Genomic DNA, 15,305 nt, shown 5'->3' on the forward strand with positions numbered 1-15,305 from the left:
GAGCGGCGATCACGTGATCCTGTTCGTGATCGACAAGCGCCGCATCCGCGATGTGGAGCGTCTGTTCCAGGTCGGCCTGACGTTCTTTTAGGAGCCTTTTAGCTGCCTAGATTTCCACCGCCCGACCGATAAACTCGATAGGCCCGGTGGGCAGGCCGGTGGCCGAACCGCTCGCCTCTTCCAGCGTCAGCTCGAAAAGCTGGTTGTCTTCAAGCGGCGGCAGCGCATCAAGATCGACACTGATTGGCTCGCCCGGCGCCACCAGGCCAAGCGACACCGGAGCCTGCCAGTCATCGGCCTTGGTCCAGAACTCCAGCGCCTTGCCTTCCGGTACTTCGAACGTTCCCAGCGGTATCAGTTGTATGCGCTGACGTGAAGAGGCTTGAACTACCCAGCCCGCAGACTGGCTCTGCGGTGCCAGCAGTACCACCATGTATTCCGGCGTGGGCGTTGCCGGCGGCCGGGCCAGCATGATGGCCATGACCAGCGCAGCGGCAAGGCCCAACCCAGCAACACCGCGCCATACCGGCAGGCTGTTGATAAGGCGCCGCTGCTCAGGTACCGCCTTTTCAGGGCGATGAGCGGGTGCCTGGGCACTCAGGCTGCGCTTGATGCGCGGCCATAGAAATTCAGAAGGGGGAACAGGCGTTGCCAGAGCGGTATAGGGGGCAAAACGCTCCTCCCAGGACATGACCGCTTCTTGTAGCGCTTCATCGTGGGTCAGGCGCGCCTCAACGGCTTGACGCTCACTGGGCGAAAGCGTGCCCAGAACATACTCGCCGGCCAGGGTGTGGTCATCGCCATGCTGGTCAGAAACACTCATGCCATGCACTCCCGTAGACGTAGCAGGCTGCGTTTGATCCAGGCTTTGACGGTCCCCAGCGGCGCGCCTGTATGCGCGGCTATTTCCGCATGGCTCAAGCCGTCTACATAGGCGTGGAGTATGCAGTTGCGTCGTTCAGTTTCAAGCTCTTCCAGACAGGTATCCATACGCTGGCCCGTTTGCCAATCAAAGGCCTCTTCAATACGTAAAGCGTGCTGAAACGTCTCATCGTGCTCGAATTCGGCAGGGTCACTGTGATCGACATTGATTTCACGATCACGGTAGCGAATCGCGTTCAGGGCAAGATGGCGGGCCACGCTGAAAATCCAGGTACGCGCCGAGCCCTTGGCGGGGTCGAAACTGTCGGCTCGCTGCCAGATGTTCAAGCAGGCGTCATGAACGATGTCTTCCGCCATGCCGCGATCCTTGACGATTCTCATCACAACGCCCAGTAACGCTCCCCCCTCCTGCAGGTAGAGCTGATGCAGTGCGTCGTGTTCACCGCGTGCGCAACGTTCAAGCACGGCGGCATGGTCAAATTCATGGGTTACGTCTGTCACACCTAGGCTCCCTGGCGACGCGTCGGTACCGTTTAACGCATGTTCAAAGAGCATAGCTGCTAGGGGCACCGGGCACGAGCCCCTAGCGTAACTTAAATTAACTTTTTAACGCTTACTCGGCCGTCCAGAAAATGTAGTCCGCCTGGTACGTCACAACCGAAGTAGCGCCTTCGTGGTCGGCATCACAAGGTGCGTCCGGTGCCACACCGCCTTCGGTGTTCAGACGCTGAATGTAGGTAACGCCGGTCATGGCACCTTCGCCTTCAGCCGGGTTGGCTTCGACCAGTTGAAGCGGAATGTTGCCATCGCCGTTGGCGGCAGTGGCAAGCTGTGTACCGGTAATCTTGGAGCCGTCAAACGCTTCCCAGGTAGCGGGCGGGCCATAGTAGCTGCCTACCTGTGCGCCTTCGCCATCGTTCAGCGCTGCCGCCGGACCTTTGAATACCCAGGCTACATCGCCAGAATCATTGGTTTCACACATATAGGTAATCGCGCCGACACCAACGGTTTCAAGCGCTACGGTATTGCCGTCCGGTACCTGGACATCCGCCGGCACATCGGCCAGAGCGGCATGACTGAAGGATGCGATCACAGCGGCGGCCAAAGCAGTACGCGTTAGATGATTAAGGGTCATGTTCAGTCTCCTAAAGGATTATTGTCAGCCGCCTTTGATGGCGACTGTATAAGTAATACCCGCAAGAGATGCGTTTGGATGCAGCCAGGACGAAAAAAACATATTTTTTTGATGCAAAAAAAGCCACGGACGAATCCGTGGCTTCCTGGCCGAACGTTTTCAACAGCTTGCGCTATACCTACTTGGCGGCATCCTGCATGGCGAGTGCGGTATCCAGCATGCGATTGGAGAAGCCCCACTCGTTGTCGTACCAGGCCATCACTTTCACCAGGCGACCGTTGACGCGGGTGTGGTTGGCATCAAAGGTGGACGAGTGCGCATCGTGGTTGAAATCGATGGATACCAGAGGCTGGGCATTCACGGCCAGAACTTTCGAATTGGCGGCGGCCTGCTCGACGATCTTGTTGATCTCTTCCTTGCTGGTGTCGCGGCCGGCGGTAAAGGTCAGATCCACCAGCGAGACATTGATCACCGGCACGCGCACCGCCAACCCATCCAGCTTGCCGTCGAGCTCGGGCAGCACCAGGCCCACCGCGGCGGCGGCGCCGGTCTTGGTCGGAATCATCGACTGGGTCGCGCTGCGCGCGCGGTACGGGTCCGAGTGATATACGTCGGAAAGATTCTGATCGTTGGTATAGGCGTGAACCGTGGTCATCAAGCCGTTTTCGATACCCACCGCATCGTTGAGCGCCTTGGCCACCGGCGCCAGGCAGTTGGTGGTGCACGAGGCGTTGGAGACCACCTGGTGTTCGGCGGTGAGGATATGCTCATTTACCCCAAATACGATGGTGGCATCGGCATCCGGGCTGGGCGCGGAAATCAGTACTTGGGCAGCGCCCGCTGAAAGATGCTTGGCCGCGGCTTCACGCTTGGTGAAAAGTCCGGTGCACTCCATTACCAGATCCACCTTGAGCGATGCCCAGGGCAGATTGGCCGGGTCCCGCTCGGAAGAGATGGCAATCTTGTCACCGTCCACGGTCATGCTGTGCTCATCGTGCTCCACGGAAAACGGAAAATGGCCGTGAACACTGTCGTGGCGCAGCAGGTGCGCGTTCAATGACGGGTCCCCCAGATCATTGATGGCCACTACCTGAAGCTGCTCGCGATAGCGGTTTTCATACAGCGCGCGCAGTACGTTACGACCGATCCGGCCAAACCCGTTAATAGCAACTCTGATCGTCATGCTGACACCTCAAGCTGGGGGTGGATGGCTTCATTTCAGTAAAAAAATTACCTAAAAGATGCCCTATGAGCTTTTTATAGGGGAAATCATGCCTAAAAACGACTCCCCGCTGGCTATTAATCAACCTATTTGTAGTAAAATTACTATATTATCATCATAGACGTCTATACCCGCCGGTGGCAATTCAACCCGCCTGCAAGCTTAAAACGTCCCTATCAAGGAGAACCTTCTGATGACCCCGACTACCTCGGCCCTGCCGCTTCGTCGCACCAAAATTGTAGCCACACTCGGCCCTGCCAGCGACCGCCCGGGTGTGCTGGAAGCCATGATCAGCGCCGGCGTCGATGTAGTGCGGCTCAACTTCTCCCACGGTTCTGCAGACGATCACCGCCGCCGCTTGCGCCACGTGCGTGAAATTGCCGAGCGCCTGGGCAAGTGCGTCGCCGCACTCGGCGACTTGCAGGGGCCGAAGATCCGTATCGCCCGCTTTGCCGAAGGGCCCATCGAGCTTGAGGTCGGACAAGCATTCATTCTGGATATGGCGCTGGATAGTCAGGCGGGTAACCGTGAGCGCGTCGGCTGCGACTACCCCTCGCTTGCCGATGACGTTATCCCCGGCGACCGCCTGCTGCTCGATGATGGCCGGGTAGTACTGGATGTAGTGTCGATCAGCGGCCAGGAAGTCCATACCCGGGTTCATGTAGGCGGTAAGCTTTCCAACAACAAGGGCATCAACAAGCAGGGTGGCGGCCTCTCTGCTCCGGCGCTGACCGAAAAGGACAAGGCGGATTTGAAGACCGCCGTGGACATCGGCGTCGATTATCTGGCGGTCTCTTTCCCGCGCAGCGCGGCAGACATGCAGGAGGCCCGCGCACTGCTGGGTGAAGAGGGCAAGGAGATTGGTCTTGTCGCCAAGCTCGAACGCGCCGAAGCCGTGGCCGATGATGAAACGCTGGACGGCATCATCGTGGCCTCCGAGGCGGTCATGGTGGCCCGGGGTGATCTGGGCGTGGAGATTGGCGATGAGGCGCTGATCGGCACGCAGAAACGTATCATCAAGCACGCCCGCACGCTCAATCGCGCGGTAATTACCGCCACGCAAATGATGGAGTCGATGATCGAGTCGCCCTTGCCCACGCGGGCAGAAGTCTTCGACGTGGCCAACGCCGTGCTGGATGCCACGGATGCGGTGATGCTTTCCGCCGAAACCGCCGCGGGCGAATTTCCGGTGGAAACCGTCGAAGCCATGGCCAGGGTGTGCCTGGGCGCCGAGCGCGAGCGCCTTGCACAGTCGTCAGGCCACCGCATGCACGAAGGCTTCGAGCGCATGGATGAAACCATCGCCCTCTCCGCCATGTACGCCGCCAATCATCTGACCGGTGTCAGCGCCATCGCCTGCATGACCTCAACAGGCTATACCCCGCTGATTGCCTCGCGCATTCGTTCGGGCCTGCCGATCGTGGGCCTGGCCCATAGCCCGGTGGCGCAACGCCGTATGGCGCTTTACCGCGGCGTGGTATCACTGCCTTTCGATACCACCCACATGGCACCTGCCGAGGTGAATGAGCAGGCGCTGAAACTACTTAAAGCGTATGGCCTGGCGCGCCCGGGTGGGCATATCATTCTGACTCGCGGCGATCACATGAATGCCCACGGCGGCACGAATACGATGAAAATCATCGCCATCGAAGAAGAATCCGGAGAATGACCATGACTGATGCTCGACCGCCCCGCCAGGTGCCACGTACCCTGCCCGCCCAGAAGCGCATTGCGCTGATTGCTCACGACGGCAAGAAGCAGGAGCTTCTGGAGTGGGCCGAACGCTGGCAGTCAACGCTTGGCCAGCACCAGCTGATGGGTACGGGCACGACCGCTGCGCGCCTGACCCAACAGCTGGGGCTGACCGTTGAAGGCCTGATGAGCGGGCCGCTGGGTGGGGATCAACAGATTGGCGCGCGCATCGCCGAGCAGCGGCTCGACGTGCTGGTATTCTTCTGGGACCCCTTCGCCCCGCAGCCCCACGATCCGGATGTGAAAGCCCTGCTGCGCCTGGCCGCGCTGTGGAACGTGCCGGTAGCCTGCAACGCCGCCAGCGCCGACTTTCTGCTCTCCTCGCCCTTTATCAGCGAGCGCTACGATATGTCGATTCCGGATGCCGCCGCCTGGGCCAGCGCCAGAGTCTAGCCACGTTTGCATAGATGGCGTTTGACCACCTGCTGCCCGGTGCCGGAACCACCTCGGGCAGCCTCCAGTGCACTTTGCAGGGTCAGCGCCGCCATGAGGTCGTAATCCTGAAAGGCCGAGTTCACCGGCTGGGGCAGGAAATCCAGCAGGCGGTGATCGCCAAAGGTTGCCAGCCTGAACCGATTGGAAAGCCCTCCACGGGCTAGAAGCGCATCGAAAACTCCCTCCATCAAGGTGTAGGACGCCGTCACCAGTGCATCCACCGGCGCTTTCTCATCCAAAAGCTGATGCGTCAGACGCACGGCTTCCTCCCGCTCATAGCGCGCGCCGCTTAAATAGACAGGTTCGATGTGATGTGCCGCAAGCGCCGCCTGAAACCCGGCGCGGCGCTCGCGGCTGATTGAGAGCGTGGGCATGGCATCCAGCCACGCCACGCGGCGTGTGCCTTCGCACAGTACCGACCGCGTCAGCTGCTCGGCGGCGGCGCGGTCATCGCTGACCACGCTGGCAAAGCGCTGGCGATCAAGCCCCCGGTCCATGCCGACGACCGCCCAGCCATCGTTGACTAGATCAGTATAGAAGGGGTCATTATCGGCCAGACAGCTGGCGGTGATCAGCGCCTCGCAGCGCTGGGCACGCAGCGCCAGCGCCAGGGCACGCTCACTTGGCGCGCAGTCATCCGAACTTACGATCAACAGCCGATAGCCCTGTTCGCGCGCGCCGCGCTCCAGCCGCTTGGCCAGACGGGCATAGCTTGCGTTTTCAAGGTCCGGCACTATCAGCCCCAGCAGTCGGCTTGCCCCGCGGCGCAGCGCCGCTGCCTGGGGGTCTATCTGATATTGATGTTCGGCCACCACCGCCATGACTTTCTCGATGGTGGCCGAGCTGATGCGCCGCTGCTGTGCCTGTCCATTGATGACGTAACTGGCCGTTGTGCGTGAAACGCCTGCCAGCCGGGCAATATCGGCAAGTGTCATGTTTTTCCCCTAATTAAGCCCTTACAGTGTACCAGCGCCTTGACTCCGCCCCTACCAAAGTCTAAAAACACACCCCTTGTGCCTTTAGGTGAATCGTTTCAGCATTATCACCATATACTACGGGCCTCGTTCAATCCCGAAAGCTCGGCGCTTGATCACCTATGTTTGTTACTGCCGGGCCGTTAACGGACTCGTCTTTACAGGAGAATTGCATGCTCACACTGGGCTCAAACGACATCTTGCTCGGCCGCCAGGCGGACAGCTGGCAAGCGGCGCTGGATGATGCCGCCCGGGTGCTGGCTGATGCGGGGCTGGTCGAACCTGACTACCGTGATGGCCTGCATGCCCGTGAAGCGCAGTCGTCGACCTATCTTGGCAACGGCATTGCCATTCCCCACGGCACGCCGGAAAGTCGCCGGCACGTCATGAAAACCGGCGTGCGCGTCCTGCAATTTCCAGAAGGCATCGAGTGGCACGACGGCCAGCGCGTTTTTGTGCTGGTCACCATTGCCGCGCAAAACGATGAACACCTTGATATCCTGCGCGCCCTGACCCACGTACTGGACCGCGACGGCGTGGCGGATGCCCTGGCCGCGGCCGCCTCGGCGCAGGAAGTGGCGCGCCTGCTCTCCAGGAGCGTGGCGACGCCCAAGCTTGATGGCGACACCCTGTGCCTGCAATTTCCAGCGCAGAGCGCCCAGGAACTCGCCCTGGCCGCCGCCGCCCGGCTTCGCCAGAGTGGCTGTGTGGATAATCGCTTCATTGCCGATATCGCTGCCACGCCGCCGGTGTGGCTTGGCGAGGGTTTCTGGCTTGTCAGCAGCGCACGCGGCGTCGAGCAGCCCGCTCTCGGCGTGGCGACCCCTTTTGATGAACACCTGAAAGAGGACGGCCACGCGCTTCATGGCCTGTTCTGCCTGGCCGCCCAGAATGATGCCCACCGCCCGCTTCTCGAACAGCTTCAGGCTATGCTTGAAAACGGCGACAGCCAGGCGCTGCTGGGGGCGTCGGCTTCGCAGGTGCTGGCAAGGCTTGCCGGCGAAACCGCCAATACCCATACCCTGCGCGTGCGCGTGCTCAACCCTCACGGCCTGCACGCCCGCCCGGCCAAGCAGCTTGCCCAGGTGGCGCGCGCTCAGCCGGTGGCGATCAACATACGCCTGGAAGAAGGCAGTCCGGTCAGCGTTTCTGCGGCCAGCCTGACCAAGGTGATTGGCCTGGGCGCGCGGCGCGGCCAGTGGCTTACACTCTCCGGCGAGGGCAGCCAGGCCCCGCAGGCGCTTGGCGAAATCGCCAAGGCCATCGAGAGCGGCCTGGGTGAAAAGGTCACGCCTTTTGATAGTGGCCGCGAGCGCCTGGCGCCCCGACAAACCGCCCAGGAACCGGCGATTGAACCGCTGGCCGCGGACACACCGCATACCGCCATTGCCGCATCGCCGGGCCTGGCGATCGGTCCGGTCTTCGTGATTCGCCCTCAGCAGTTTGACTACGCCGAGCATGCCGATAACCCGGACCGCGAACTCGGCCGCCTGCACAATGCCATTCAGGAAGGTATCGCGCAGCTTGAAGCGCTGGTGCGCAACGCCCCGGGCGGCGAAGTGGCCGATATTCTCTCCATGCACGAAGAGATGCTCGACGATCCGGAGCTGCATCGCGCCGCCGAAGATGCCATTCGTGAAGGTCGCTCGGCAGAGGCTGCCTGGTGGGATGCCATCGAAACCGCCGCCCATGCCCAGGAGATGCTGGCCGACAGGCTGCTGGCCGAGCGCGCCGCCGACCTGCGCGATGTCGGCCGCCGGGTGCTCAGCATCTTGTGTGACGTCACGCTGCCCGAGCCGCCGGATCACCCCTACATTCTGGTGATGGACGACATTGGCCCGTCGGACGTGGCTCGCCTGGACACCTCGCGGGTGCGCGGCCTTCTGACCGAGCGCGGCGGCGCCACGGCGCACAGCGCCATCCTGGCCCGCGCGCTGGGCATTCCCGCGGTGGTGGGTGCTGGAAAGGCGGTGATGGCGCTCAATAACGCAAGCCTGATGATTCTGGATGGCGAGCGTGGCCGGGTCATTCCCTCGCCTTCCGAGGAGCGCCTGAAGCGCGCCGAACAGAATCTTCTGGACCTGCAGACCCGCGAAGCGGATGCCTGGGCGCGGCGTTTCGAAGCCGCCCAGACCCGTGATGGCCACCCGGTCGAAGTGGCCGCCAACCTGGGCAACACCGCCCACGCCGAAGACGCTGTAGAGCGCGGTGCCGAGGGCGTTGGCCTGCTGCGCACCGAGTTTCTGTTCATGGCGCACTCGAGCGCCCCGGATCTTTCCACGCAAACCGCCGAGTATCGTCAGGCGATAGAGGCCCTGAACGGGCGGCCGCTGGTGGCGCGTACGCTGGATGTGGGCGGCGACAAGCCGCTGCCCTACTGGCCTGTGCCCAAGGAGGACAACCCGTTTCTCGGCCTGCGCGGTATCCGCCTGGCGCTGACCGAGCCCGAGGTGCTGGAAACCCAGCTGCGCGCGCTGTTGATGGCCGCTGCCCCGGTTGCCGGCGCAAGTGCCCGGCCACTGCGCATCATGCTGCCCATGGTCAAGGACGTGGCCGAGTTCCGCGCCGCCAAGGCGATCTTTGACCGCCTACTGGCCGAGATTCCCCTTGAGGAGCGGGCAACCGATGTGCAGCTCGGGGTGATGATCGAGATTCCCTCCAGCGCCCTGCTGGCCCCGACCCTTGCCGCCGAGGTGGACTTCTTCTCCATCGGCACCAACGACCTGACCCAGTACACCCTGGCCATCGATCGCGGCCACCCGGAGCTTTCCGCTCAGGCCGATGGCCTGCACCCGGCGGTACTGCGCTTGATCCAGATGACCGTCGAGGCTGCCCACGCCAAGGGCAAGTGGGTAGGCGTTTGCGGGGAGCTAGCCTCCGACTCCGCCGCCATCCCGGTGCTGGTAGGCCTTGGCGTCGACGAGCTTTCCGTCAGCGCACGGCAGATTCCGCTGGTGAAGGCGCGCCTGCGCGAGTTCGACCTGGCGGATGCCCAGGCCAGCGCTCAGTTGGCGCTTGAACAGGCCACCAGTATCGATGTGCGCGATGCGCTGGAGGCCCGCTGATGGCCCGCGTGGTGTGTATTACCTTGAACCCGGCGCTGGACCTGGCGTTCGCACTTGAAACGCTGACGCTGGGGGCGGTCAATCGTCCGCAGCACGCTCAGCTGGAAGCCGCCGGCAAGGGCGTCAACGTGGCGCGGGTGCTGGCAGCGCTCGGCCACGACGTGGTGGTCAGCGGCTTCCTGGGGGGCGATAACGATGGCCCTTTCCAACGCGCCTTTCAGCACATGGGCGTGACCGATGCCTTCCTGCGCGTACCTGGCGAAACGCGCATCAATGCCAAGCTGGCCGAAAAGAGCGGCCGTGTCACCGACATCAACGGGCCCGGTATCGCGGTCGATGCGGCCCAGGTGGCAAGCCTGCTCGAAACACTTGAGAAGCAGCTGGCGGATACCCCGGCAGATGCCGTTCTGGTGGCAGGCAGCCTGCCGCCAGGGCTTGATGTAACGGCTTTCGGCGAATGGCTTGCCCGCCTGAAGGCCACCGGCGTGGCGCTTTGGGTGGATACCAGCGGTGACGCCCTGCTGCGCGCCATCGACATCGCCCCGGAGGCGGTCAAGCCCAACGAGGTCGAGCTTGCCGACTGGGCGGGTGACCCACTTGAAAGCCATCAAAGCCGGTTGAGCGCCACCACGCGGCTGCATCAGGCGGGGGTTCGCCAGGCGCTGCTTTCCGCCGGCGCCGACGGGGTCATCTGGGTCAATGCCCAAGGGGCGTGGCAGGCAACGCCGCCAAAGGTTCAAGCGGTCAACACCGTGGGCGCCGGTGACACCTTTGTGGCTGGCATGCTGCACGGCCTGCTGTCGGGTGAGAGCGAAGAACAGACGCTGCGCTTTGCAACGGCCCTTTCCGCCGAATCCGTCCGCCATGTGGGCGTGGGTAACGCCCGGGCCGATGATTTTTCCTTACTCCTACAACGCACTCGGGTACAGCACCTGCACGCAAGCCACACCGAGGGAGCTCTTTGATGAACGTTATTCTGATTACCGCCTGCCCCAGCGGCATGGCCACCACCTTCCTTGCCGCCAAGCGCCTGGAGCAGGCAGCCATGCGCCAGGGCTGGAAGGTTCATGTGGAAATGCACGGCGAGCTGGCCCCGCTTGAGGCCGCCAGCGCCGAACAGATCCAGACGGCCGACCTTATTGTCGTGGCGGCGGAGCAGGTGCCCGCCCCCGAGCGTTTTACCGGCAAGCGCCTCTACCAGGCCCCTATTTCCCAGGCGCTGCCCGACCCGGAAGCCTTTCTGGCCACCGCCAAGCGCGAGGCGCCGCTTTACACGCCGCCGGAAACCACCCCGACCAGCGTAACGGCAAGCCCCGGCCAGCAGACCATCGTCGCCGTCACCGCCTGCCCGACCGGCGTAGCCCACACCTTCATGGCCGCAGAAGCGCTGGCAGATGCAGGCAAGGCGCTGGGCCATTCGATTCGCGTGGAAACCCAGGGCTCGGTGGGCGCGCAGGACAAGCTCACCGATGAGGAGATCAAGGCGGCGGACGTGGTGATTCTCGCCTGCGATATCGAAGTCGACCCGACCCGCTTCGCGGGCAAGCGGGTGTATCGCACCTCGACGGGCACCGCACTGAAGAAATCCCGGGCAACCATCGAAAACGCCCTGGCCCAGGCCAGCGTCGAGAGCGGCAGCGCTGCCAGCACCTCTTCAAGCGAGGGCAAGAGCCTGAAAGAGAAAGGCGTCTACAAGCACCTGCTCACCGGGGTGTCGTTCATGCTGCCCATGGTAGTGGCGGGCGGGCTTCTGATCGCGCTTTCGTTCATGTTCGGCATCGAAGCCTTCGAGCAGGAAGGCACGCTTGCCGCCGCCCTCATGCAGATTGGTGGCGGCACCGCCTTCGCGCTGATGATTCCGGTACTGGCGGGCTACATCGCCTACTCGATTGCCGACCGCCCGGGCATCGCGCCAGGCATGATTGGCGGCATGCTCGCGGCCAACATCGGCTCCGGGTTCATCGGCGGTATTCTGGCGGGTTTTCTGGCCGGCTACGTGGCGCTGGGCATCGCCCGCCATGTGAAGCTGCCTTCGAGTGTCGAGTCACTCAAGCCGATCCTGATCATTCCGCTGATCGCCAGTCTGGTCACCGGGCTTGTGATGATCTACGTGGTGGGCGAACCGGTCGCGGCGCTGTTGAGCGCACTGACCAGCTTCCTGGCCTCGATGGACTCCACCAACGCCGTGCTGCTGGGCATTCTGCTTGGCGCGATGATGTGCTTCGACCTGGGCGGGCCGATCAACAAGGCGGCCTACACCTTTGGCGTCGGCCTTCTGGCCTCGGAAACCTACGGCCCCATGGCGGCGATCATGGCCGCGGGCATGGTGCCCGCTATCGGCATGGGCATCGCAAGTTTCGCCGCGCGCTACAAGTACTCCGAACCCGAGCGCGAAGCGGGCAAGGCCTCTTTCGTGCTGGGGCTTTGCTTCATCAGCGAAGGCGCCATTCCGTTTGCCGCCAAGGACCCGCTGCGCGTGATTCCCTGCTGCATCGCTGGCGGTGCGGTGACGGGGGCGCTCTCGATGCTGGTGGGTGCAAAGCTGATGGCGCCCCACGGCGGTATCTTCGTGCTGCTGATTCCCAATGCGATCACCCCTGCACTGCTTTACCTGGGCGCGATCGTGGCGGGCTCGCTGATTACCGGCCTGAGCTACGCCTTCATCAAACGCGGTGCCACCCAGGTGGCCGTGACCAGCTGACCCACAGGCCGGCGTGATACCGGCCACCCCAGAAAAGCGCCTTTTGCACCGTTTTATTACGTCGAAGGCGCTTTTTTTATGCTCAGCGGTTGTTCCTGAAGGCGCTTTATGTAGTATTTTTACACAATAAACAGAGTAAAGGCGAAAGCTCCAACTGCCTCATCGACAAGGAAATTCACCTCATGTTCCAGCTTACCCGAAGCGTCACCTGGCAGGCCCTCGAACGTCTGCGCGACAAGACCCATAACGACCGCATCCGTGACTACTTCACCGCCGACCCGCAGCGTTTTGACAACATGAGCCTGCGGGTGGGCGGCCTGTTTCTGGACTACTCCAAGCACCACGTGTCCGACGAGGTGCTGACCAAGCTGATCGAACTTGCCGACCACTCCGCACTGGTGCAGCGCCGCGCGCAGATGTTCTCCGGCGACATCATCAATGTCACCGAGAATCGCCCGGTACTGCACACAGCGCTCAGAAACCTGGGCGATGAGCCGGTATACGTGGATGGCGACGACGTGATGCCGGAGATCACCCGCACCCGCGAGCAGATCAAGGCGTTTTCCGAGGCGGTGCGCAGCGGCGAGTGGAAAGGCTACAGCGGCAAGCGCATCAAGGACGTGGTGAATATCGGTATTGGTGGCTCGGACCTGGGGCCCAACATGGCGGTGCGTGCGCTCTTGAAATACCGCCATCCGGAGCTGCACTTCCACTTCGTCTCCAACGTCGACGGCACGCATATTCAGAAGGTACTGTCGCGCCTGGACCCGGCGACCACGCTGTTCATCGTCTCGACCAAGACCTTCTCCACCCAAGAGACGCTGCTGAACGCCAAGACAGCCCGGCGCTGGTTCCTGGAAAACGCCGGTGAAGATGCGGATGTGGGTGCGCACTTCATTGCGGCTTCCACCAACCGCAAAGCAGCGATGGAATTCGGCATTCGCGAAGAGAACGTGTTCGAGTTCTGGGCCTGGGTGGGCGGGCGCTACTCCATGTGGTCATCGATTGGCCTGCCGATTGCGCTTTCGATTGGTTTCGAGGGCTTCATCGAGCTGCTGGAAGGCGCCCACGAGATGGACCGCCACTTCATCGAGGCGCCCTTCTCCCAGAACATGCCGGTGCTGATGGCGCTGATCGGCATCTGGTACATCAACTTCATCGGCGCCGAGACCCAGGCCATCGTGCCTTACGATCAGGCGCTCAACCAGCTGCCGTCGTTTCTGCAGCAGCTGGACATGGAATCCAACGGCAAGTCGGTGGACATCTTCGGCCACCCGGTCAACTACAAGACCGGCCCGATCGTCTGGGGCCAGACCGGCTCCAACGGCCAGCACGCGTTTTTTCAACTGCTGCACCAGGGCACGCGCTACGTGCCCATCGACTTCATCGCCTCGCTCAAGCCCGAGCCCGGCGTGGAAGACCACCACTTCGCGCTGCTCACCAACATGCTCGCCCAGGCCAACGCCTTCATGGAAGGCAGCCAGGGCGACAGCAAGGAACTCAGCCAGCACGACCCCTACAGCTGCCCCGGCAACCGCCCGTCAAGTACCCTACTGCTCGACGAACTCACACCCAAAAATCTCGGCGCGCTGATCGCCCTCTACGAGCACAAGGTGTTCGTTCAGGGCGTGATCTGGAACATCAACTCGTTCGACCAGTGGGGCGTACAGCTTGGCAAGCGTATTGCCGGTGAAATCAGCGAGCGTATTGATACCAATGCGGCGGATTTTGATGCCTCGACCCAAGGGCTTCTGGAGCTGGTGCGAGGGCATTTTCCAAGTGGCGGTGCTGAAGAGGATGGTCAGGCTGAAAGCGGTAAGAAGGCGGGAAAGAAGAGAAGATAGGCTGAACCAGTATCACTACTCTTCTATGCCTTACCTGAAACGCCTTGGCTTATGCCAGGGCGTTTTGTGCTTGAACAGTATCGTTTGGCATCAGGCTGCTGCGCCATTAACCCACCACGGTACTCTGAATCCGCTGCTCCGCTCTCTGTACAGGCCTACGTTACGGCTTCTCTGTATTTATCAAGTCATTGCTGGCTGTCAATATCTGCTCTCACGGTATCGAGTTTTTTTACCGTTTTAGGCATTTTCACGTAGAACCAGATGCAAATAGCAACGGCCACCAAATTGACACCAAGCGTTAAAGGTTGATACTGCTCAAGCAGAGAATATCTAAAAGCACTACCTACAGCGAAATCAAATCCTCTTTCCATTGTTCCCGGTCTTATCCAGGCTGTTACATAAAGGCCAGATCCTAGGAAATATCCGGCTATCGGTGAAGCAAACGCAGGAACCTGGCATAGCCAAAATATGAAATTTGATTTCAACGCATTGGCATGCCCTTCGATGAGCCTGATTCCGCACGCTATACCCCAGCCGTATAGCACTATGAATAGCACGCAAAATAACCAATCGAATATATTGTTACTGCTGGCCATGACTGTAAAAGCAGCTATAGCACCAATGCCCCCGCCACTCACGGCTAGGACCCCTAGCATCCTCTGCGGCCACTTACCCATAAAATCACCAATTGAATAATGTAGATATAATGCTGAAAATGCCCTCTACAATGGTCATTGCCCCCTCAAACAGTGCTTCAAAAAGCCCTACTAAGATTTCAATAACACCATCGCTTTGCATAATAACAGGTGTGGCAACAACTGAAAGCGCAATACCAGAAATAATCAGTCCCGGTAGATTTAAACTCGTGAAAAGCATATATACCACTGCACTCAGTAAAGACAGACTGCCGACGCTATTCAGTACTGCCATTTTTCTCGATTTACCCGTTCTGGTCATGCAAACCTCGTTTTTACTTAAAAATTTCACCTAGCGCTTATTTTAGATGAGAAAATAATGCCTTGTGTACAATTCGCTTAACGCTTTATACAAACTTTATCAAGTCGCTTCCATCCAGTACTGAGATAGCGTTTTAACGCAGCATTTAAAGTCTAGCCGTTCGTAAAACTCTATTAACGATGCCACTAAAACTGGAATGTTTACAGCGGCTCTGGCCCCATCCTGTCCCGGAGACCATAGACAAAGTCTGTAAGATTCGAAAAATGAGGTTTGGTTATCTGAGACAATCGCTCCTCTTTTGCTGCTTCATTTTGGAGCATTTTGGGTCGATCCACAGG

Annotated in this window: 13 protein-coding genes; 6 read left to right on the top strand and 7 right to left on the bottom strand. The window is 60.8% G+C overall.

Translation table 11 applies throughout. The features are described 5' to 3' along the window. Positions 1–106: 106 nt before the first annotated feature. The 4 genes from B0H98_RS15100 to gap all read right to left on the bottom strand — a co-directional run bounded on the left by B0H98_RS15100 (position 107) and on the right by gap (position 3,200). Complete coding sequence (locus tag B0H98_RS15100; protein WP_106375897.1) at positions 107–823, bottom strand: anti-sigma factor; 717 nt, start codon at positions 821–823, stop codon at positions 107–109. Then, positions 820–1,383: a sigma-70 family RNA polymerase sigma factor gene (locus B0H98_RS15105; RefSeq protein ID WP_106375898.1), complete on the bottom strand. Its 564-nt coding sequence runs from the start codon at positions 1,381–1,383 to the stop codon at positions 820–822. The genes B0H98_RS15100 and B0H98_RS15105 overlap by 4 nt, the downstream gene beginning before the upstream one ends. Positions 1,384–1,495: 112 nt before the next feature. Further along, positions 1,496–2,017 carry a DUF3455 domain-containing protein gene (locus tag B0H98_RS15110; protein WP_106375899.1) on the bottom strand — a complete coding sequence of 174 codons (522 nt, stop codon included), beginning with the start codon at positions 2,015–2,017 and terminating at the stop codon, positions 1,496–1,498. Between the two features lie 178 nt (positions 2,018–2,195). Continuing rightward, on the bottom strand, positions 2,196–3,200 hold the full coding sequence (gene gap, locus B0H98_RS15115) for a type I glyceraldehyde-3-phosphate dehydrogenase (protein WP_106375900.1): 1,005 nt from the start codon (positions 3,198–3,200) through the stop codon (positions 2,196–2,198). A 232-nt stretch (positions 3,201–3,432) separates the two neighbouring features. Here gap and pyk point away from each other — a divergent pair, with 232 nt between their 5' ends. Both pyk and B0H98_RS15125 read left to right on the top strand, forming a co-directional pair. Further along, positions 3,433–4,908: a pyruvate kinase gene (gene pyk, locus B0H98_RS15120; protein WP_106375901.1), complete on the top strand. Its 1,476-nt coding sequence runs from the start codon at positions 3,433–3,435 to the stop codon at positions 4,906–4,908. A gap of 2 nt (positions 4,909–4,910) precedes the next feature. Continuing rightward, positions 4,911–5,384 (top strand): methylglyoxal synthase, encoded by a 474-nt coding sequence (locus B0H98_RS15125; protein ID WP_106375902.1) that lies wholly within the window; start codon positions 4,911–4,913, stop codon positions 5,382–5,384. Here the strand turns inward: B0H98_RS15125 and cra are convergent. Then, positions 5,381–6,361, bottom strand: a complete 981-nt coding sequence (gene cra / locus B0H98_RS15130; RefSeq protein WP_106375903.1) for a catabolite repressor/activator — start codon at positions 6,359–6,361, stop codon at positions 5,381–5,383. The genes B0H98_RS15125 and cra overlap by 4 nt on opposite strands. A 212-nt stretch (positions 6,362–6,573) precedes the next feature. On the opposite strand from cra, the gene ptsP reads away from it, so the two are divergent. The 4 genes from ptsP (at position 6,574) to pgi (ending at position 14,010) form a co-directional block, all read left to right on the top strand. After that, the gene (gene ptsP / locus B0H98_RS15135; protein WP_106375904.1) at positions 6,574–9,465 is read left to right on the top strand and encodes a phosphoenolpyruvate--protein phosphotransferase; all 2,892 of its coding nucleotides are present in this window, start codon (positions 6,574–6,576) and stop codon (positions 9,463–9,465) included. After that, positions 9,465–10,430, top strand: a complete 966-nt coding sequence (pfkB, locus tag B0H98_RS15140; RefSeq protein ID WP_106375905.1) for a 1-phosphofructokinase — start codon at positions 9,465–9,467, stop codon at positions 10,428–10,430. The genes ptsP and pfkB overlap by 1 nt, the downstream gene beginning before the upstream one ends. Continuing rightward, a complete protein-coding gene (locus B0H98_RS15145) occupies positions 10,430–12,166 on the top strand; it encodes a PTS fructose-like transporter subunit IIB (RefSeq protein ID WP_106375906.1) in 1,737 nt (578 codons plus the stop codon). The genes pfkB and B0H98_RS15145 overlap by 1 nt, the downstream gene beginning before the upstream one ends. Before the next feature lie 182 nt (positions 12,167–12,348). Continuing rightward, entirely contained in the window at positions 12,349–14,010 is a 1,662-nt protein-coding gene (pgi, locus tag B0H98_RS15150; RefSeq protein ID WP_106375973.1) for a glucose-6-phosphate isomerase, read from the top strand. Positions 14,011–14,195: 185 nt separating this feature from the next. Here pgi and B0H98_RS15155 read toward each other — a convergent pair whose 3' ends face one another. Beyond that, the gene (locus tag B0H98_RS15155) at positions 14,196–14,648 is read right to left on the bottom strand and encodes a hypothetical protein (protein ID WP_146130263.1); all 453 of its coding nucleotides are present in this window, start codon (positions 14,646–14,648) and stop codon (positions 14,196–14,198) included. Between the two features lie 43 nt (positions 14,649–14,691). Then, on the bottom strand, positions 14,692–14,967 hold the full coding sequence (locus B0H98_RS15160; RefSeq protein ID WP_106375908.1) for a hypothetical protein: 276 nt from the start codon (positions 14,965–14,967) through the stop codon (positions 14,692–14,694). Positions 14,968–15,305 lie beyond the last annotated feature (338 nt).

This window comes from Vreelandella songnenensis (assembly GCF_003002925.1).
In the GTDB taxonomy this organism is placed as follows: Bacteria; Pseudomonadota; Gammaproteobacteria; order Pseudomonadales; family Halomonadaceae; genus Vreelandella; species Vreelandella songnenensis.